Source organism: Bacillus sp. OTU2372 (genome assembly GCF_038440275.1).
In the GTDB taxonomy this organism is placed as follows: Bacteria; Bacillota; Bacilli; order Bacillales; family Cytobacillaceae; genus Neobacillus; species Neobacillus bataviensis_B.
In genome coordinates this window covers 34,061-52,853 of record NZ_JASATK010000003.1, presented here as the reverse complement: position 1 = coordinate 52,853, position 18,793 = coordinate 34,061, and the positions used below count along the sequence as shown (strand labels likewise).

Here is an 18,793-nt window from a genome sequence, read left to right as displayed (position 1 = left end):
ATTCCTAAAATTTCTCAATTACCCTAGCTTTTAACGGCTCCGATCGTCATCCCTTGTACAAAATGTTTTTGTACAAATGGATACACAATCAGGATAGGTACAACTGTTACAATAGTAATCGCCATTTTTATAGATTCGGGTGAAACAAACTGAGCCATTTGATCCTTTGATAATCCCTTCATGGCATTTGGATCCGTAGCCCCCATATTGGTATTTTGTAAGATTTTCATTAATTCATATTGTAAAGTCGTTAAGGCTGGGTTTTGACTGTTAAATAAATAGGTATCATACCATGAATTCCATTGACCAACTGCTACAAACAGGGCGACGGTTGCAAGTACGGGCTTACAAAGGGGCATAATAATCTTCCAAAATATCGTAAAATCATTTGCTCCATCAATTTTTGCCGATTCTTGCAGCGAGTAAGGAAGCCCATCCATAAAAGAACGTACAATAATGATATTAAAAGCGTTTACAATTCCAGGAATGATATAAACCCAATAGGTGTTAATCATCCCTAAATCTCTTATTAACATGTAGCCGGGAATTAAACCGCCTGAAAAATACATCGTTAGTACAATTATCATTGAAATCACTTTTCGGCCCTGAAAATCGGCTCTGCTTAATGTAAACGCAACCATAGCAGAGGATAAAACACCAAGAATCGTTCCAATAACTGTCCGAGTAGCTGAATTGATAAAACCAGTAATTAAATTATCGTATTTAAATATTTCACGGTAATTGTCTAATGTGAATTCCCGCGGCCAAATATGGATCCCACCGCGAACCGTATCGATGGAGTCGTTTAATGAAATAGCCAGTACGTTTAAAAAGGGATAAACTGTAACTATCGCAACCACCGTAAGAAAAATAAAATTTCCAATATCAAATAGCCGATCGTATTTTTTTTGTCTACCATATGAAACTGTCTTAGCCAAAGTACACTCCCCCCTTACATAACACTTTGATTTGAAAAGCGCTTAAAGATTCCATTGGCAATAAGCAGCAGGATAATACTAACCACTGAATTAAAGATCCCTATTGCCGTGCCATAAGAGAAACGTCCCAGGCCAATCCCGTAGTTTAATGCATACAGATCAAGTACCTCTGAATAATCAACCGTTAAGGAATTTCCTAATAAAAATTGCTTTTCAAAGCCGATGCTTGTTAAATGTCCAATCGATAGAATTAATAGAACTAAAATAGTCGGGCGAATTCCAGGCAGGGTTACATGCCAAATTTGTCTCCATCTGCCTGCTCCATCAACTTTTGCGGCTTCGTATAACTGTGAATCGATTCCTGCTATCGCTGCTAAAAAGATAATAGCATTCCAGCCCATTTCCTTCCATAAATCAGATGCAACAACAATTCCCCAGAAATATTCACCTTTTGCCATAAATTGAATTGGTTTATCAATAATGCCCCAATTTACTAATAGTTCATTAACAATTCCTCCATCAATGGAGAGCATTTTTGTGATAATCCCCGCAACAACAACCCATGAAACAAAGTGTGGTAAATAAGTGATGGTTTGGACCGTTCTTTTAAAATAGGATAATCTTACCTCATTTAATAGAACAGCAAACATAATGGGAAACACGAATCCGATAACTAATCCCAAAGTACTCATCGCAAGTGTATTACGAAGGACTAAGTAAAACCTGTCGTCAGAGAACAGTTCGGCAAAATTTTTAAACCCGACCCACTCCTGTTCTGAAAATGAAATTCCAGGCTTGTAATTTTGAAAAGCCATTGTCCAGCCCCATAATGGCAAGTAATTAAAGATGATAACCAGAATAACAAAAGGGATGGACATCATATATAAATATTTTTGCTGCAAAAACACATTCCAAAAGCCCCTTTTCTTATTACTTGGAATCAACGTATCCATTTGGGATTCCAGTACCAATGTATCCGCTTTCTTTAAAACCGTTTTCATTTGACCTCCTCCTTACTATTTAATTACATCTTATCGAAATTAAAAGAATCTTAAAACCTAACAAATTAACACAAAAATCATATAAAAATTTAATAAAACCGGTAATTCTGTCTGGAAACTAAAAATGGCACCATCCTCCTACTTAGGACAGTGCCTTCTACCAACTGCTATTATTTTCTACAAAAGATGGTTTGCCTTCCCTCGTGTTCGTTTTCTTCATAATAAAGAACTTGCCATTCCCCGAACTCATTTAACAACTCTTTAGGCTTAAGCTTGTACTGATCAGATACTCCTTGTTTCACAGTGTTGGGTGCCTGAAAATAGGTCTCCATGAAAAAGTAACCATCCGCTTTAAGGATCTTTTTTATCAATGGAAAAACCCTGCGATCAAGGTAATAGGTGACAACAATCATGTCAAAGGATTGGTTGTCATAGCTTTTTTGGTCCAATGAAGTAAGATCTGCCATCCGAGCATCGATTGGGAGATTATTTTTTACAGCCTGATCCTGTAAATAAGCGATCGCAACATCTGAAATATCGATAGCTTGTACGTAATAACCCTTTCGGGAAAGAAACAAACTGTTTCCTCCTAGACCGCAGGCAAGATCAAGTGCATTGCCCCCATTTAGATAAGCCGCTAGCTTCATTAATCTAGCATTCGATGCAGGTTCGGTGAGTTGTTCGATCCGTTCCAGGTGTTTATTGTTCCATTTTGATTGAATGTCCATATTTAACCTCATCTTATAGGCCATTATCCTTGCAAACTATTTTTAAATTGATCATAATCCGTTTTGACATAATGAAAGACTACTGCATTGCCGCCTTGATCTGGGTGGGTTATTTTTAATAGTTTTTTATATCTTGTTAAAACTTCCTTTTCACTCGCCGTTTTTGATAGCCCTAATTTTTGGCGAAAATCAAGTCTTTGTGCCGGTGGTGTGGTCTGGGCCCTATCAGGAACTTTTTTCCCTTGTTTAGAAAGTTTTTCTTTTAAGTATAACAATTCGCTATTCAGCTCAATATTCTCTTTTAATACTTTTCTCATTTCCTTTTGTAATTCATTTTTTTCAAGCTCTAAGTTGAGGATTTCTTTTTGTAATTTGTTTCTTTGCTGAATGATCGTCTTGACTGACGATTTATGAAGCTCCTCTAACTCTTTTATATGGTCATCCTGAACTTTTACTTTTGCTCTTAATTCCCGGATTAGTTTATCTTGCTCTGAAGGTGGCTTGATTAAATGCTTAGGATTTTTTACATTTGATATGTATTCGGTTAGTTGATTTCCGTTTCCTACTTTTTGAATCTTCCCCTCATATAGCCAGCGTTGAACGACTTGAATACCCATACTTGCAGAAACACCTGCATCATTTAATAGGTTTATCGCTTGATCTGTATCTTGAAGTATATAGTCTGTTTGTTGAAATGCACCTTTAGCCTCGTATTTAATTTTACGCTCACGCAGCCAACGTCTTACCGTTTCAACACAAATATCGTCTGAAACTCCCGCGGCTTTTAAAAAATCAAAAGCTTGATCTGTGTTCACAAAGATCTCCTTTCCCTCACTGAGTTAAAGAGTTACTCAATCGTGCTTGAATTTTTTATATTATTTATCTTATCGGAGTTAATGATTAAAGTGAATGGCTCAAAAAGACTATTAGTACATGCATTTTCCTAGTTATATAAAACGTGTTTAAATCAGGGAATAAAATTTAAAAATCCTCTTTACTGTAAAGAAATTTTTATAAGTTTACATAATTTTATTATTCGTTACACTTTTCTTGAATTTGTTTATTAAACATAAGAAAAGCACCCAAAAAGGATGCCTTATCAGCCATTTCAACTTAATACCCGAATTAAAGTAATTGAAGATTCTCTATTAACTTGGTTATTTCCTCTGTAGATAATGTAAACCCTTTTCCCATTTTTTCATGATTCTCTGACCATTAAACGGATATCATATTTTGGTTCACGTCCGATCCAACTTATGAGATTAAGTTCTTTCTTCCAACCCTATGCTAATTTAAAACCATTTTCCGCCATTAACCAGGTATGAATTAGAAATTCTGAGGAAAAATATGCATTGGTGTAAAATTCCTTGAATGGGCAATCATGCAATCCAATAAATGATAACCTTTTAAATTAATCACCATTTTAGACGGACACATGCTTCTAGTATCATCAATTATCCGTTGACATGAATTTTTTACGGGGGAATGGAAATGTGGAAAGCAATTGTTTCATATCTTCCGGACTGGAGTGTTTTTATCCAAGCTTTTATGGCATGTTTTATTCCATACATGATCTCACGATTTTTTAAATGGATTCGTCAAACTGAGGATGAGTGATCGAAATGAGAGCACGGAAATTAAAGTTCAAAAAGACAAAAAAAAATGCCGATACCCAGGAATCTACTATCCCTCCCTATTTATCCGCTCCATTTACCGGTAATATTAACGATGACCTGGAACTTGTCAGAAAAGAATTCGATGATCATGATGATGTCCATTTTCGGGAATTTAACATTGGGCGTACAAACATTCGTGCAGCCATCATTTATGTAGAGGGGTTGTCAGATAAGGAACTGATCGACACTCATATTATGAAATCATTGATGGCTGATTTTTCAAAGGAATATAACCACCAGCCAGCTTATGACAAAGGGACCCTTTTAACAGAGTTGATAAAAGATCAAGTTCTTTCCATTAGCGAAGTAAACGAAGCACATCATATTAAAGAGGTGATGACAAAAGTTCTAACAGGTTCAACAGCTCTTTTGATAGATGGATCATCAGCCGCGTTTATTCTTGGTACAGCGAAAGGAAAAACAAGGAGTATTGAAGATCCCGTATCAGAGGGATTAGTCAGAGGTCCCCGGGTAGGTTTCACGGAAAGCCTAAGCGATAATACGGCCCTATTACGGCGTCATGGTGAAAACGAGAACTTATCCTTAACAAAATTCCAGGTAGGAAAACGGACAAAAAAAGAACTGGTCGTTGCCTATATGAAGGAGATTGCTGACCCGCAATTAGTAGAAGAGGTTAAGAAAAGAATCAACAAAATCGATATTGATCATGTAGCCGAATCCGGCTATATCGAGCAGCTCATCGAAGATCATTATCTCAGTCCTTTTCCGCAAATACAGAATACAGAGCGGCCTGACCGCGTTATCAGTGCCTTAATGGAAGGACGGGTAGCGATTTTGTTAGATGGGACACCCTTCGCTCTAATCGCTCCGGTTACCTTTAGCATGCTATTGCAATCGCCGGAGGACTATTATGAACGTTGGATTTCTGGCACCTTCGTCCGCCTATTGCGTTTTTTTGCAGCCTTTATTTCTCTTTTTACCCCTGCATTATATATTGCCTTTATCTCGTTTCATCCCGGATTGATCCCAACCAAGCTGGCGATGTCCATCTCAGGAACGCGGCAGGGCGTTCCCTTTCCTTCGCTTATAGAAGCATTGATTATGGAAGTAGCCATCGAAATTTTGCGGGAAGCCGGGCTGCGCTTACCCAAGCCGATTGGCCCCGCGATGGGGATTGTCGGCGGTCTAATCATTGGCGAAGCAGCCGTACAAGCAGGAATCATCAGTCCGATTATGGTAATTGTCGTGGCGGTAACCGCCATTTCCTCCTTTACCATTCCACAGTATAGCACGGGAATTACGCTGCGTATTCTCCGTTTTGTCGCCATGTTTTGCGCGGCTATATTTGGATTGTACGGGATTATTCTGTTTTTTCTTTTTCTTTGCAGTCATTTAGTCAAATTGAAGAGTTTTGGTACCCCTTATACCAGTCCGCCTGTGCCTTATTACTTAAGGGATTGGAAAGATTTTATGGTTCGCATGCCACTTATGATGATGAAACGCCGTCCAAAAATAATGGATACAAAAAATGCCGGCCGCAAAGGATAGCTCGCGATGAAAGGAAGTGGTTCCAGGAAGATGAGCATTCCCAAAGACCAAATTACCACTCCACAAACGGTTGTGATCGTCACCAATACGATACTTGCAACAGGGGTTCTTACCCTGCCGAGATCAGCCGTTGAGAAAGTAAAAACACCTGATATTTGGATCACCGTTATTTTAGGCGGACTGATGACGATGATAGCATCTATCATCATCGTGAAATTATGCCAACAATTCCCTGAAAAAACATTTTACCAATACAACAAGGAAATTGTCGGGAAATGGGTCGGCGGGTTGCTTAGTTTGCTCGTTATAGGTTATTTTATTTTTTCAGCCAGCTTTCAAATTCGTTCAATGGCGGAAGTGACAAGTTTTTTCTTACTGGAAGGCACCCCCACCTGGGCCATTGTCATGCCTTTTATGTGGATAAGCCTCTACCTGATGATGGACGGCATCAATCCAATTGCTCGTCTGTTTGAAATTATATTCCCTATTACGGTTATCTTTTTTTTGCTGGTCGCCTTCCTAAGCTTTAAATTATTTGAGATTGATAACCTGCGTCCGATATTAGGGCTGGGAGTCGTACCGGTACTAAAAGGGATCAAGACAACAGCTCTCGCCTATACAGGTCCTGAAATCATGCTGATTGTTTTGGCGTTTATGCAACAGCCCAACAAAGCCGTAAAATCGGTTCTCGTTGGAACAGCTATCCCCTTAGCCTTTTACGTCATTACCGTTGTGATGGTCATCGGAGCCCTATCCATCGATGGAGTCACCACGAGAACATGGCCAACGCTTGATCTCATCCGAAGCTTTGAAATCCACGGTTTGTTATTTGAACGGTTTGAGTCTGTGTTACTCGTGATCTGGATCATGCAAATGTTTGCCACTTTTACCATCATGTATTATGCGGCTGCCTTGGGACTGGCTCAACTATTTCAAAGCAAGATTAATCGATTTATGTATGGCTTGCTTCCGCTTATTTACATCATTTCCATGGTGCCTAAAACGATCAATAAACTATTTAAACTCGGGGATATGATCGGGAATGCCGCGTTGTATTTATTTGCTGTACTTCCTATTCTGCTTCTTATCATCGCAAAATGGAAGGATAGAAAATATGAAGAAAAACTTTAAAAGCAGACAATTCCTTCTGGTTTCGCTATCACTTTTTCTACTCCTGTCTCTTACAGGATGCTGGAGCAGTCACGAAATTGAAGAACTTCGATTAGAGGTCGGTATCGCATTAGATAAAGGCAAGGAGTCAGCCACTGAGAAAGAGCTGGAGGAACAGGGCGGAGGATATCCGAAAAGAAACATCATCACCCTGACCCACCAATTTATTAACGCACAAGCAACCGGCGCGGGCAATAAAGGTACTGGTACACAACAAAAAACATACCTTAATATTTCTGATACGGGAGATTCTATCCACCAAATCATTCGTGAACTGCCATTGAACGGAAAGGGGAACTTTACCAGTCAACACACGAAAGTGATCGTGATTGGTGAGAAACTTTTGCGTACATATAGCTTGGACCGATTACTTAATGAATTTCTCCGTGATAATGAGATTAGACCAAGCTGTCTCGTCATCATTAGCAAGGGACGAGCCAGTAAGGCGCTTGAATTAAACAATCCGGGAGAAGTTTCAGCGTTTAGCTTAGTTAAAACGACAGAGAGTCAATCCAGAACAACAAGGATTTTGCCTCCTATGCCGCTGGCTAAATTAACAGGCAAGATGCAGTCGGAATCCAGTTTTTTGCTGCAAAATGTCGTCTCCGCGAACGGAGAAGTTAAGTTTGCAGGTGCCGCGGTGATCAATGGAAAGACAAAAAAGCTAGTTGGTTTTTTGAATGAAGAGGAATTAGAGGGGATCACGTGGATTACTGGGAAAGGAAAAGGCGGTTTAGTGAAAAGCTTTGATCAAGAGACAAAAGAACTCATTATTTACGAGATAGAATCGATGAATAGCCAAATCATACCGCATGTGAAAGGAGAAAACATATCCTTTGATGTCAACATCGAATCGGAGGGACGTCTATCCGAAAATTGGGTTGCAAAGGGAAATCCTTTTGATAACAAATTTCTCAACCGGACAAAAAAGGCTGCTGAAAAAGAAGTAAAGCATCTCGTACAGAATGTAACAAACAAAATGCAAAAAGAATATCAAACAGACCTTGCCGGGTTTGGCAACCAATTAAGAATAGAGCATCCAAAATTATGGGAAAAAATCAAAAAAGATTGGGATGAAAGATTTAGTAACGTTCCTATTAAATATAATGTAAAATTGACGATTAAAGATTATGGGACGTTTGGCGCCAGTAAATAGCTCCAACCTCGTGTTGGAGCCATCATTTTTACTTCACATTACTTATATATTTCTTGCTTTAACAGTTCTTGGTCAATATATAGTCCCAACTCTTATACTCTGAAGACCTCTCAACAGCCTCCATAATGGCTTGAGCAATATATCCATCAACAAAATTTGGAGAAAGTGATACCCCTTTTTTCCATTTCATTCATCAAAGTAACAATTTAATTCTCTCCAATCCGTTTCATAGCTATTCCAGCCATATTGCTCGGCCGCTTCCCGAACTCCATCCTCTTCCTTCCACCAATTCAAACTTCTTTCTTTAGGCCCACCAAAATTCCTTGGCCCCCTCTTGAATTACCATATCTTTTAAGAACGACACCGCCTTACTAAATCCTTCTTCAATGCTCATGAGGCCGTCCTCATGTTCAATGCTAATCGCACCTTGATACCCAATCACTTGAAGAGCACTTATAATATCTCTCCATACATCTTCTCCATGACCATATCCAACTGTTCTAAATACCCAAGACCGATTCGCAATATCCTTGTATGATTTTGTGTCGAGGACCCCATTTAGAAGACAATTTTGGTTATCAACCTTCGTATCCTTGGCATGAAAATGGATAATAGCATCTCCTAAAGTCCTAATACTAGCGACTGGATCCATTCCTTGCCAGAAATAGTGACTTGGATCAAAGTTAATGCCAATTCGATCACCGCACTCATTTCGCAGGCGTAATGCCGTTTCTGTATTATAAACTACAAATCCTGGGTGTGGTTCAATGGCCACGCGAACATTACACTCTTCTAATAGTTCAGCTTGTTTCTTCCAGTAAGGAATGACTTTATTTTCCCATTGCCACTGAACCACCTTTGAAAAGTCATCCGGCCAAGGGTTCGTGATCCAGACAGGATATTGTGAATACTCGGATTCTCCCGGACAACCCGCGAAGGTAACCACATTTTCTACACCCAAAATAGAAGCGAGCTTCACTGTATCGACAAAAGCATCATGGTGTTCATAGCCAATTTCCGTATTTGGATGGAGCGGATTTCCATGGCAGCTTAAGGCACTAATCTTGATCCCTCTTGATTCAAATGCCTGTTTAAATTGTTCCAATTTAGATTGATCTGCTAATAATTCACTAGGATTACAATGGGCATTACCCACATATCCTCCTGTACCAATTTCAACGGTGTCCAAGCCGCTTTCTTTAATGTAATCTAACATTTCTGCTAAAGACATTTTTGAAAATACTACTGCAAATACACCCAGTTTCATAGTTTCACACTCCTCATTTCAATAATATCTTGAACATCAATTTCCTTGTTTTGTTTAATCGATAGTAAAGCTGCTCCCACTACGGCGAAACTTTGGATGTTATCAGAAAGATCCGTTATTGGGTTTCTTCCTTGTTTAATGGCTGATACCATTTCGTAGATGGAGTACTCCCGATCCTCATATTCCATTGGCTCTATTTCTAATTGTTTGATTTGGCCATTTTCAAACGTAATAGTCGGACAATTATCAATTAATTCAATGATACCCTTTTCCCCCACAAGCTTAAAATCACCATTCCATGGCGTTTCTTTCCCTCTTGTTACCCAACTACCAAAATAGTTAATTAGAATCCCTTCAAAATCCATTACCAGACTAGCCGTACTATTACCGTTAAACCAACTCCAGGAGGGCTTCATACTTTTGGCAAAAACCGCTGAAGGATTGACATCTAAGAGATATCTCATTAAATCAAAGTGATGAATGCTCATATCCTCGATAAGAATTTCGGAATATTGATCCCTCCAGCCTCCGAACTTGGTAGCCCTTCGGAAGTTCCACTCAACGTATTCTACTTTGCCAATGACCTCTTCTTCTATTGCCTTTTTAACCGCTTGTATTTCCGGTCTCCAGCGATAATTTTGACTAATCATTATGAATTTCTCGTAGACTTTTGATTTTTCGAGTAACTCTTTCGCATCTTCAAAGGTTTGCGCGATTGGCTTCTCCATAAAAACATGTAAGTCATTGGCTAATCCATCAAGCGCAAGCTTCTTATGTGTTTGGGGAGGTGTGATAATTACAGCAATGTCCGCCTTACTTTTTGCAAATGCCTCTAAATGATCAGTGTAGTATTCAACTGAAGGATTCTTAACAAACTTTTTCGCATTTTCAAGATTTTCTTGATTGACATCTACTACCGCTACTAACTCTAGTTCTTGAAAATTATCCAATATTTCAAGCCAAGAGGTTCCAAATCCCCCTGTTCCAACTTGTATCGCCTTTAATTTACTCATTCTAAGCCTCCTATTTTGATTTATCTAAAATATGAGAACAGCAATGGGGTTTAAAAATTGGCTCTGTTAAATTTGGCTGTTGATTTCCGCTCCAGGCGCTCGCTTTCCGCGGGCGTGCCGGGGAGCCTCCGCGGTTTAGCGCCTGTAGGGTCTCCCCTGCCCCGTACTCCCGCAGGAGTCGAGCGCCTTCCGCTCCAATCAACAGAGTATAAAAACAACAATGTCGTTTAACAGAGCCTAAAAATTAATAAAAACCTACTCATTTCAAAATGAAACGAGTAGATTTTTCCAAGTTAGTCCACACATTTTTCTAAAAAATTATTGATGGGCCTCTTTAATAAATATTTTCAGAGAAGCTTCTGGAATTTACCAATAAATTTTAGATCTACTTAGCCTGTAATTCAAAAGGAACTGATTCAGGGCGGCTACATGTACTTTCCATTAGATAGTGTTTACCATTATCCGAGGAATCATGGAAGCCATGCATCGCTTCTAAAACATGATACGCTAAATCGCCATTAGCTCGATAATTCCCGCCTTCGAGAATCGCTTTGGCCATATCAGCCACACCAAGTCCTCTACTGTTTTGCGCGTTCCCGTATGCAAGAGGAACCTCTTTAAATTCATTTTCATCACGTTTTCTTATTTTGACAGGACCACCGAACGTATTTGGATCAGGAACAAGTAATGTCCCTTCACTTCCATAAATTTCAATAGGAGGCAGGGATGTACCGCCAAATGCATCAAAGCTTGTTGTAATATTTCCAATTACCCCCGATGCAAAATCAATCACACCTGAAATATGCGTTGGGGTTGATACTTCAATTTTAGTACCTGCTTTTGGCTGGCTAAGCACCGTTCTTTCCGGATAACTAATCCGAACGGATCCAGAAATTCGTTTAATCGGTCCTAAAAGAGCCACCAAAGCGGTTAAGTAATAGGGTCCCATATCAAACATCGGTCCCCCGCCGGTATCATAATAGAAGGCAGGATCTGGATGCCAATGTTCGTGACCGCGGCAAATCATGAAGGCTGAAGCACCAATCGGTTCACCGATTTCACCTTGTTCAATCAAATGGATGGCGGTTTGAATACCAGCACCTAAGAAGGTATCAGGTGCACTGCCAACAAGGAGATTCTTCTTCTTAGCTGTTTCTAAAATTTGTCTCCCTTCCTCACGTGTAACAGCAAGCGGTTTTTCCGTATAAACATGCTTGCCTACTTCAAGTGCCTGGATACAGACAATGGCATGTGCTTTTGGAATCGTTAAATTGATAACTAGTTCAATCGCTGGGTCAGAAAGCAGTTCTTCCACGGAACAAGCTTTAGGAACACCAAACTTTTCAGCTTGGGATTGTGCACGCTCTACATCTAAATCCGCACAGGCAATCAGTTCGAGGTGAGGGAACTTCTGACAGTTTTCCATATAAATCGAACTAATATTTCCACAACCAATAATACCGATCTTTAGCTTTTTCATGATAGCTCCTCCTAGTTTAGTAGTCTTAAACACTTTTTTATTGACTGTCTCCCATGCCAGTATAGGCACGCACATTTCCATAAATTGAATCTACATCTAATTCTTCAGCCCGTTTCTTTCCTTCAGCAGCCCAAAGGAATCCGCGTCGCATAATCAGCGAAACTTCATGTCTGGCAACGATGTTTGCCTGATGGCCTAATGAATTATAAAATACATTTCCAAGGCCCCAGCGTTTTGTCCAAACTACAGGCATGTCCACTGCTTTGTTGGCAGAATGCGGACCATGATACACAGGAAATCGAGTAGTCGCTAATACTTCCACAGCTGGGTCGTAATGAAGGTAATATTGCTCACTAGCGAGTTTAAAATCAGAGATTCCTTCTAAGAGCGGACTAGATGAATGCTTGATGTTTACTGTGTATTCCACACCATCATTACCAGGATGAGCGACCCAATTTCCACCCGTCATAAATTGCCAGTCTACATTATTACGGAAAGAATCACACATTCCACCGTGGCATCCAGCTAAACCAACACCCGTTGCGACTGCTTCAGAGATATTTAAGACATACTTTCTTTCAATTTGTCCCATCGTCCAGTGAGGAACGATTAGATCTAAGGATTTTAACTTTTCCTTGTCAGCATATGAGTCTAGTGAATTGGAAACTTCTACTTGGAAATTCTCTTCCTCAAGGATTCCTTTAAAGATTTCGGCTACCTGCTCTGGCTGATGTCCATCCCATCCGCCCCAAACGATTAATGCCTTTTTTTGCATAGCTCATGCACTCCTTTGATATTTTATTTTAAACGTCAGAAATTCGGATCCATTTGCGTTTTTCAATTGATAAATCAACCGCTGCTAACACTTCTTGGCACTTTACGCCATCGCGGAAGTTAGGAACTGGCTGGCGATCTTCCCGGAAAGACTCCATCAGTTCAACCACTTCATGAATAAATGTATGTTCATAACCAATCGTATGTCCTGGCGGCCACCATGCCTCGGCAAACGCATGCGAAGGGTCAGTCGCTAAGACACGGCGGAAACCTTGAACATCATCTCTGTCATCGACGAAATAAACTTGCAGTTCATTCATCCGTTCAAAGTCAAAGACGACACTACCTTTACTGCCATTTATTTCAAATGAATTGGTACAGCGATGTCCAGCAGCAAAACGAGTAGCTTCAAAGCTCCCTAGAGCGCCGTTCGCAAAACGAGTTAAGAATAGGGTTGCATCATCAACTGTTACTTCCCCTTTTTCACCACTATCGCTGCCTTTTGCTGATAAGCCTGTCATTTGAGTTGGAATTGGTCTTTCTTTAATAAATGTTTCACTCATTCCAATTACTTCCGTCATATCCCCAATGAGATAATGTGCCAAATCAATCAAATGAGCACCAAGATCTCCGTGAGAGCCTGAACCAGCAACATCCTTTTGTAGTCTCCAGGCTAATGGAAAGTTTGGATCGACGAGCCAATCCTGTAAGAAATGAGCGCGGAAATGATAGATTTCTCCTAGGTTCCCTTCGTCAATAAGTTTTTTAGCGAGCATGACTGCAGGGGCAAAGCGGTAATTAAACCCAACCATATGCTTAACCCCAGCCGCCTCAACCACTTGAAGCATTTCTCTAGATTCCTCCAATGTAAGCGCTAACGGTTTTTCGCAAAAAACATGTTTCCCTGCTTGTGCAGCGGCAATCGTTATTTCTTTATGTACATCACTTGGTGCATTTATATCGATTAAATCAATATCATTTCTGTCTAAGAGAGTTTTCCAGTCAGTGGTATATTCCTCCCAGCCGAATTGCTTAGCTGCAGTCGCCACACCTTCAGGATCACGTCCACAAATCACCTTCATTTCAGGATGGACTGTGTTTGGGAAAAAGAGAGGAAGATCCCGGTATGCATGACTATGTGCTTTACCCATAAATTTATAGCCGACCATTCCAATTCTAATATTTTCCATACTTATCTCCTTTTTATATTTGATTGTGCTAAGATTAAGCGAGTAATAGTCTCTTGTATTCCATTTATAGATGCTCATACCATTACTCAAAGAATTACAACCAAAAAACTTGCGATTAAATTCTATTTTTACTTTTCTAACTATTTAAAAATTTATCATTATTTGGTTTGACATAACAAGAAAAAACTTATATAATCCTAGACAAAATTTAACTTTTTTAAAAGGAACAATAATAAAATGTTAATCTATGAAGCGCAACATTATGATTTAATGACAAACTATGAGACGACTGATTTGAACTTTCCAAGCCATCTCCACCGATGTTTTGAATTAGTATTTGTTATAGAAGGAGAAATGGAAGTCATAATAAGTCAAAGATGTTTTCATTTAAAGACTGGACAATTTTTACTAATATTACCGTATGAAATTCATTCATTTATTACAAATTCACAATCACGAGCTAAAATTTGTATCTTCTCACCAGACTTTGTACCGACTTTTCAAAGAATGATAGAAAAAAGCTCCCTAGATAACCCAGTTTTCAACCTATCACTAGAGGCAAAAACACTTATTTCTAGGGTGCTTTTTTCGGTTAACTCAAATTTACTAGAGCAAAAAGCAAGTCTTTATTTATTAGTATCAGAGTTAATGAGACAAACCTCTCTCATTAAAGTACAAAAAGAACCAGAGCTGCTCCATTCCATTTTAACCTATATACAGGAACACTTTACGGAATCTATTTCTTTAAACAGTATGGCTGAGACATTTGGTTACAGTTATAATTATTTATCCAAATATTTTAATGCTCATGTTAAAACGTCTTTTGTCGATTTTCTAAATGAAACCAGGATCAACTATGCTTGTTATTTGCTAAGTACTACGGAAAAAAATATTACTGAGATTGCATATCTTTGTGGATATGAAAACATCCGTTCATTCAATCGCAATTTTGTTAAGATAAAATTATCTACACCAAAAGAATACAGAGAAAACCAAACCTCTCTGTATTTCGAATTGTGATTTGTATCCTGATACTATTTATAACATTTGTCGTACTTTTCCATAAAAAAAACTGTCCGCAAAATATTTGGGACAGCTTTTTTTTGGAACATAGTGCAACTTTCCTTGAGCAGCCGCATAATAAAAACTTCAATTTGCTACCGATTTAAGTTAATCGAATACTTTGCAAAACCTCCGGTAGAGGGACCCATGTATTTTATGTTTTGATATTGTCCTAGATATTTTTGGGCATTTGGTGATGAATCAAATACAAGGATGGCCGTGCCTTTAAATTTTGCTAGTGACCAATTTTGATCCGCAGTTGGATTAAGCGGCTTGTGTGCTTGTATATAGTTCGTGACAATTTGCCGATTTTCATCTGGTGCTTTTAACACAATCTCACCTTGACTAACCCCAGGGAAAGTGGAACTTGTTGCACGATAATTATTCGTCGCCACAATAAACTTTTGACCATCTGCAACCGGCTTTCCTTGATATGTCAGATTGATGATCCGACTAGAACCTGAGTTCACCACATTGCCGTTTCCATCATATTTAGCCTGTTTGGTCACATCAATTTGGTACTGTACTCCATCAATCACATCAAAATTATAGGATGGAAAGTTTAGGTTAATTAATCGCTGTTCCTCAACGATAGCGGGATCAATTTGATTGAATTGCCCCGCACTCATTTCCAGCCATTCTTTAAGCTGTGCACCAGTGATTAATTTTGCCTGAAGTGTATTCGGGTACAAGTACAAGTCAGCCACATTTTTAATGGCCAATGCTCCCGCAGGAATGTCCGTATAATAACTTGGACCCCCTCGCCCTCCTGCCTTAAAAGGGGCTGACGCTGAAAGAACCGGTATTCCTGCATATTTACTATAGGCAGGGTCTTTTAGTTTTTCCACCAAATAATCTGTTTGGGCATTATTAACAATCTGTACAGATGGATCATCTTGAACGAGTGCAAAATAGCTAATAATGGGAGCGGTCGTTTCCCCGACAGGTTGATTTACATATTTAATCGTGGCCTCATGCTCTGGCTTGATGGTAGCCATTAATTGCTCGTCCGGTTGGACAACGGAATTTCCACTTGCATCCGCAATCGGCCGCAATGAAGCCTTACTGTCAACCACCTTCCACTTGCCGCGCTTTTTTTGTAATTGAAGATCAATTACACCAAGATGGCTGCCGAAAGCCCCAGCCATTACAACCGGTTTCCCGTTAATTGTGCCTTTCTCCAGATTAGTATTTGGTAGATCCTTATAGAGAGGACCCGGGAAGGTGTTATGCTGATGCCCTGTGAATACGGCATCAATGTCCTTTATTTGTGTGACATAATAACCTGCATTCTCCATGCCAGGCTGATAGGGTACGCCACTTATTCCAGTATGGGCCAGGGCCACAATTACATCAGCCCCCTCTTCCTTCATTATTGGAATGTATTTCTTTGCCGACTCTACAATAGATCTAGTTTCCACTTTTCCTTCTAAATTCCCCTTATCCCATTCCATAATTTGCGGCGGAACAAAGCCAATCACGCCTACCTTGAGTGCGTGCTTTTTCCCCACGTTATCGATCACAGTTTTCTTTAATATCACATACGGTTTAAAAAATGGCTTATTGGTTCCGGCCTTGAACACATTGGCGTTGACCACAGGCATTCTCGCGTCATTGAGTGTTTCGTTTAAAAAATCTAAGCCGTAATTAAACTCATGATTTCCAACCGTGGCGGCATCGTATCTCAACAGATTAAAGGACCTGTAAACAGGATGAACCTCACCAGGCCTTAACCCCTTTTTTGCCATATAGTCTACCAAAGGATTCCCTTGAATTTCATCTCCATTATCAAACAGCATTGAATTTTTCACTTCATTTCGTGCCTGTTTGATGAGAGTTGCGATTTTCACCAAACCAACCTTATCGTCCTGTTTCGTCTGATAATAATCATAGTTCGCCAAAAACATATGTACATCAGTCGTTTCAAGCAAGCGTAATTGAACCCTACTATCCAGCTTTTGAGCAATTGCTTGTAAAGGAAAAAATTGTCCTGATACCACAAGTAACAATACTGCAAAGAATACAAACAGTTTCACCAATTGGAAAATTCCTCCCTTTTATAAAAATCCTGCAAACGAAATTAGTATTCGTAACCATAATTAGGAATATTAGTTCTAATGGAAAAATTACTAAATTTTTGGAATCATGAAAGATTGAAAGAGGCACCACACCATTTATTAAGTGTGATGCCTTACCTCTAGTGTTTTTAAAATGTATGCCTGGAAGCCAGTCTTTGGATTACTTCTGGCAATAATCGGTGCTCCTGCTCTTGAATCTTTTTTATTAATGTTTCTCTAGTTTCATTCGGATCGATTGTGACTGCTCGTTGGTCGATGATCGGTCCTGTATCCATTCCTTCGTCGACATAATGAACCGTGACCCCTGTAACCTTTACCCCATAATCAAGCGCTTGACCAATGGCATCTTTTCCTGCAAAAGCTGGTAATAGAGATGGATGGATATTGATGATTTTGTGATCATAAGCCTGAAGTAAAACAGGACCCAACAGTCTCATATACCCACCCAATACGATAAATTCAACTTCCCTATTTGTTAACTCGTTAAGAATCTCTTCTTCATAGACTTGTTTTTTTGGATAGTCTTTGGCATTAAAAGTAAATACAGGGATCCGTTCATCCCTGGCTTTCTGTACTGCAAGAGCTTTTGGGCGATCACTGACTAGTAAAACCACTTCAACATTCATGATTTTTTTCGATTGAATTGATTCTAGAATCGCAGCAAAATTAGAACCCGTACCAGAAGCAAAAACGGCGATCTTCATAACTACTCCTTCTTAATAACGACATCATTAGTACCACTTTGCACGGTACCAATTTCGTACGCAGTTTCACCTAACTTTTGTAAGTGCTCTAAAATGGTCTTGGTGTCTTTAGCATCTACCACTAAAATCATGCCAATTCCCATATTAAAGGTTCGGAACATATCATAATCGGATATATTGCCTCTATCTTGGATAAAGGAGAAAATTTTTGGGACCTTCCATGACTCATGGTTAATTACAGCCTGCAAGCCTTTGGGAAGAATTCGTGGAATGTTATCATAGAAGCCTCCGCCTGTCACATGCACCAGACCAGAGACATGAAATTTCCTTACAGTTGAAAGGACCGATTTCACATAAATTTTAGTTGGCGCAAGCAGCACTCTTCCCAATTCAGATTCTAATTCATCAACATAGTTACTTAATGAGAGTTTAGCATCCTCTAATAGAACCTTTCGGACTAGTGAAAAGCCGTTGCTATGTATACCACTCGAAGCTAAACCAATGAGAACCTGACCAGCTTTTACTTTGGTTCCATCAATAAGATGTTTTTGATCCACCATGCCTACTGTAAAGCCGGCGATGTCATATTCCTCGTCCTGATACATACCTGGCATCTCAGCTGTCTCGCCGCCTATTAGCGCACACCCAGCCTGCACACATCCATCTGCAATCCCTTTTACGATGGCTTCAATTTTTTCCGGTACGATCTGACCGCAGGCAAGATAGTCTAGAAAAAAAAGAGGCTCGGCTCCTTGGACGATTACATCATTCACACACATAGCAACGGCATCGATTCCAATGGTATCGTGTTTGTCCATGGCAAAGGCAATCTTCAATTTAGTCCCTACTCCATCCGTACCTGAAACAAAAACAGGTTCTTCTATCCCTGTTATATCTGGTTTAAATAAAGCCCCAAACCCTCCTAGTCCCGTTAATACCTCTTTACGGAAGGTTTTTTTTACATGTTTTTTCATTCTTTCAACCGCTTCATTTCCCACATCAATATTGACTCCAGCTTGACGGTATGCGTCGCTCATCTGTTTCACT

The 18,793-nt window shown here is 39.5% G+C and carries 17 protein-coding genes and 1 pseudogene; 5 read left to right on the top strand and 13 right to left on the bottom strand.

What is annotated here, in order from left to right; translation table 11 throughout:
* Window positions 1-23: 23 nt before the first annotated feature.
* The 5 genes and pseudogenes from AAHB15_RS08065 to AAHB15_RS08045 form a co-directional block, all read right to left on the bottom strand.
* Complete coding sequence (locus tag AAHB15_RS08065) at window positions 24-938, bottom strand: carbohydrate ABC transporter permease (protein WP_335571228.1); 915 nt, start codon at window positions 936-938, stop codon at window positions 24-26.
* A 14-nt stretch (window positions 939-952) separates the two neighbouring features.
* Window positions 953-1,891, bottom strand: a complete 939-nt coding sequence (locus tag AAHB15_RS08060; RefSeq protein ID WP_335571232.1) for an ABC transporter permease — start codon at window positions 1,889-1,891, stop codon at window positions 953-955.
* Between the two features lie 218 nt (window positions 1,892-2,109).
* Window positions 2,110-2,667 (bottom strand): class I SAM-dependent methyltransferase, encoded by a 558-nt coding sequence (locus AAHB15_RS08055; RefSeq protein WP_335571229.1) that lies wholly within the window; start codon window positions 2,665-2,667, stop codon window positions 2,110-2,112.
* A gap of 23 nt (window positions 2,668-2,690) precedes the next feature.
* Complete coding sequence (locus AAHB15_RS08050) at window positions 2,691-3,482, bottom strand: hypothetical protein (RefSeq protein ID WP_335571230.1); 792 nt, start codon at window positions 3,480-3,482, stop codon at window positions 2,691-2,693.
* 310 nt (window positions 3,483-3,792) lie between these two features.
* Window positions 3,793-3,949, bottom strand: a pseudogene (locus AAHB15_RS08045) (YdbC family protein); the annotation flags it as partial.
* Window positions 3,950-4,158: 209 nt separating this feature from the next.
* Here AAHB15_RS08045 and AAHB15_RS08040 point away from each other — a divergent pair.
* The 4 genes from AAHB15_RS08040 to AAHB15_RS08025 are packed head-to-tail and all read left to right on the top strand — an operon-like array spanning window position 4,159 to window position 8,178.
* Complete coding sequence (locus AAHB15_RS08040) at window positions 4,159-4,284, top strand: hypothetical protein (RefSeq protein WP_335571572.1); 126 nt, start codon at window positions 4,159-4,161, stop codon at window positions 4,282-4,284.
* 5 nt (window positions 4,285-4,289) lie between these two features.
* On the top strand, window positions 4,290-5,852 hold the full coding sequence (locus AAHB15_RS08035; protein WP_335571573.1) for a spore germination protein: 1,563 nt from the start codon (window positions 4,290-4,292) through the stop codon (window positions 5,850-5,852).
* Between the two features lie 6 nt (window positions 5,853-5,858).
* Complete coding sequence (locus AAHB15_RS08030; RefSeq protein WP_342042142.1) at window positions 5,859-6,983, top strand: spore germination protein; 1,125 nt, start codon at window positions 5,859-5,861, stop codon at window positions 6,981-6,983.
* Complete coding sequence (locus AAHB15_RS08025) at window positions 6,967-8,178, top strand: Ger(x)C family spore germination protein (protein WP_335571575.1); 1,212 nt, start codon at window positions 6,967-6,969, stop codon at window positions 8,176-8,178. Before AAHB15_RS08030 ends, AAHB15_RS08025 begins: the two co-directional genes overlap by 17 nt.
* A gap of 304 nt (window positions 8,179-8,482) precedes the next feature.
* Here AAHB15_RS08025 and AAHB15_RS08020 read toward each other — a convergent pair whose 3' ends face one another.
* The 5 genes from AAHB15_RS08020 to AAHB15_RS08000 all read right to left on the bottom strand — a co-directional run bounded on the left by AAHB15_RS08020 (window position 8,483) and on the right by AAHB15_RS08000 (window position 13,902).
* Window positions 8,483-9,445 (bottom strand): sugar phosphate isomerase/epimerase family protein, encoded by a 963-nt coding sequence (locus AAHB15_RS08020; RefSeq protein WP_342042141.1) that lies wholly within the window; start codon window positions 9,443-9,445, stop codon window positions 8,483-8,485.
* Window positions 9,442-10,458, bottom strand: coding sequence for a Gfo/Idh/MocA family protein (locus AAHB15_RS08015; protein WP_335571578.1), 1,017 nt, complete (start codon window positions 10,456-10,458; stop codon window positions 9,442-9,444). The genes AAHB15_RS08020 and AAHB15_RS08015 overlap by 4 nt, the downstream gene beginning before the upstream one ends.
* A 385-nt stretch (window positions 10,459-10,843) precedes the next feature.
* Entirely contained in the window at window positions 10,844-11,938 is a 1,095-nt protein-coding gene (locus AAHB15_RS08010; RefSeq protein WP_342042140.1) for a Gfo/Idh/MocA family protein, read from the bottom strand.
* Window positions 11,939-11,975: 37 nt separating this feature from the next.
* Window positions 11,976-12,713, bottom strand: a complete 738-nt coding sequence (locus tag AAHB15_RS08005; RefSeq protein ID WP_342042139.1) for a ThuA domain-containing protein — start codon at window positions 12,711-12,713, stop codon at window positions 11,976-11,978.
* A gap of 28 nt (window positions 12,714-12,741) precedes the next feature.
* Window positions 12,742-13,902 (bottom strand): Gfo/Idh/MocA family protein, encoded by a 1,161-nt coding sequence (locus AAHB15_RS08000; protein ID WP_335571580.1) that lies wholly within the window; start codon window positions 13,900-13,902, stop codon window positions 12,742-12,744.
* 237 nt (window positions 13,903-14,139) lie between these two features.
* Between AAHB15_RS08000 and AAHB15_RS07995 the strand changes: the two genes are divergently transcribed.
* A complete protein-coding gene (locus AAHB15_RS07995; protein ID WP_342042138.1) occupies window positions 14,140-14,922 on the top strand; it encodes a helix-turn-helix domain-containing protein in 783 nt (260 codons plus the stop codon).
* A gap of 137 nt (window positions 14,923-15,059) precedes the next feature.
* Here AAHB15_RS07995 and AAHB15_RS07990 read toward each other — a convergent pair whose 3' ends face one another.
* The 3 genes from AAHB15_RS07990 to purM form a co-directional block, all read right to left on the bottom strand.
* Window positions 15,060-17,000 (bottom strand): bifunctional 2',3'-cyclic-nucleotide 2'-phosphodiesterase/3'-nucleotidase, encoded by a 1,941-nt coding sequence (locus tag AAHB15_RS07990; protein ID WP_342042256.1) that lies wholly within the window; start codon window positions 16,998-17,000, stop codon window positions 15,060-15,062.
* 170 nt (window positions 17,001-17,170) lie between these two features.
* Entirely contained in the window at window positions 17,171-17,746 is a 576-nt protein-coding gene (gene purN, locus AAHB15_RS07985; RefSeq protein WP_335571582.1) for a phosphoribosylglycinamide formyltransferase, read from the bottom strand.
* Between the two features lie 2 nt (window positions 17,747-17,748).
* Window positions 17,749-18,783 (bottom strand): phosphoribosylformylglycinamidine cyclo-ligase, encoded by a 1,035-nt coding sequence (gene purM, locus AAHB15_RS07980; protein ID WP_335571583.1) that lies wholly within the window; start codon window positions 18,781-18,783, stop codon window positions 17,749-17,751.
* Window positions 18,784-18,793: the final 10 nt, after the last annotated feature.

Excerpts from the sequence above, each read along its gene's own strand:
- AAHB15_RS08060 (WP_335571232.1), bottom strand. The coding sequence starts at position 1,891 with ATGGATACGTTGATTCCAAGTAATAAGAAAAGGGGCTTTTGGAATGTG.
- AAHB15_RS08055 (WP_335571229.1), bottom strand. The coding sequence starts at position 2,667 with ATGGACATTCAATCAAAATGGAACAATAAACACCTGGAACGGATCGAA.
- AAHB15_RS08040 (WP_335571572.1), top strand. The coding sequence starts at position 4,159 with ATGTGGAAAGCAATTGTTTCATATCTTCCGGACTGGAGTGTTTTTATC.
- AAHB15_RS08035 (WP_335571573.1), top strand. The coding sequence starts at position 4,290 with ATGAGAGCACGGAAATTAAAGTTCAAAAAGACAAAAAAAAATGCCGAT.
- AAHB15_RS08030 (WP_342042142.1), top strand. The coding sequence starts at position 5,859 with ATGAAAGGAAGTGGTTCCAGGAAGATGAGCATTCCCAAAGACCAAATT.
- AAHB15_RS08025 (WP_335571575.1), top strand. The coding sequence starts at position 6,967 with ATGAAGAAAAACTTTAAAAGCAGACAATTCCTTCTGGTTTCGCTATCA.
- AAHB15_RS08020 (WP_342042141.1), bottom strand. The coding sequence starts at position 9,445 with ATGAAACTGGGTGTATTTGCAGTAGTATTTTCAAAAATGTCTTTAGCA.
- AAHB15_RS08015 (WP_335571578.1), bottom strand. The coding sequence starts at position 10,458 with ATGAGTAAATTAAAGGCGATACAAGTTGGAACAGGGGGATTTGGAACC.
- AAHB15_RS08010 (WP_342042140.1), bottom strand. The coding sequence starts at position 11,938 with ATGAAAAAGCTAAAGATCGGTATTATTGGTTGTGGAAATATTAGTTCG.
- AAHB15_RS08005 (WP_342042139.1), bottom strand. The coding sequence starts at position 12,713 with ATGCAAAAAAAGGCATTAATCGTTTGGGGCGGATGGGATGGACATCAG.
- AAHB15_RS08000 (WP_335571580.1), bottom strand. The coding sequence starts at position 13,902 with ATGGAAAATATTAGAATTGGAATGGTCGGCTATAAATTTATGGGTAAA.
- AAHB15_RS07995 (WP_342042138.1), top strand. The coding sequence starts at position 14,140 with ATGTTAATCTATGAAGCGCAACATTATGATTTAATGACAAACTATGAG.
- purN (WP_335571582.1), bottom strand. The coding sequence starts at position 17,746 with ATGAAGATCGCCGTTTTTGCTTCTGGTACGGGTTCTAATTTTGCTGCG.
- purM (WP_335571583.1), bottom strand. The coding sequence starts at position 18,783 with ATGAGCGACGCATACCGTCAAGCTGGAGTCAATATTGATGTGGGAAAT.